Here is a 701-nt window from a genome sequence, read left to right on the forward strand (position 1 = left end):
AAGTAAAGCGCCGCGTTTCTGATGAATGAAGGCACAGTTTTTGGATAAGACCGATCAATTTTTGCAAAGAAAGCAAATATCTCCCCCCTCCCATCAACACAGCAAAGAGCCCAACAACAAAGGGAAAACCTGGATGCTGCTGTAAGAATGGCGCAGGCTTTGCAATAAAACACCGTCCATATTCAACCATGATATCCAAAGCCAAGATCAAATCGGCAACCATTTGTGCCTGTTGTCGACGTTGAAATGCAGCTTCACGAACCTTTTGAACAATATTGGTAAGCTTTTTTTGCTGAAGGGATTGACGCACACGCACGCGTTCAAAATTGCAATCTTCATTTGTTGGATCATCAATCCATGTTTTTCCCTTGAAACGCAAATAGGCACGCAATGTTTTACGCTCTACACTAAGGAGCGGACGAATCAAGCGTATTTTTCGATGCAACAACGCTTCGCGGGGAATACAAGATAAACCACGTGCATACATCAACCCATAGCTTTTTTCGGCAAGAACAGAGTTTTTTTGCGCAATATTTTTTTCAGTTTCTGTAAAATAAGCCCCATCACGCACACCCTGTAAGGTTTCGCGTTGCAAAGCATCCACAAGCTCTCTCGCATACCCCCTATCATGCATGCCCCCTAAAGCCCCACATTGCAAAGCATTTATACTTTTTTGGAAACGCTGGGAGCGCATTTGATAG

1 protein-coding gene is annotated in these 701 nt (G+C 43.7%); it reads right to left on the bottom strand.

Annotated elements, in window-relative coordinates:
• Positions 1-701 (bottom strand): ATP-binding protein (locus tag ACFIKB_RS09550; protein ID WP_375653524.1); only part of this gene is annotated, 701 nt, incomplete at both ends.

Source organism: Bartonella sp. MR110HLJHH, assembly GCF_042194225.1.
GTDB lineage: Bacteria > Pseudomonadota > Alphaproteobacteria > Rhizobiales > Rhizobiaceae > Bartonella > Bartonella grahamii.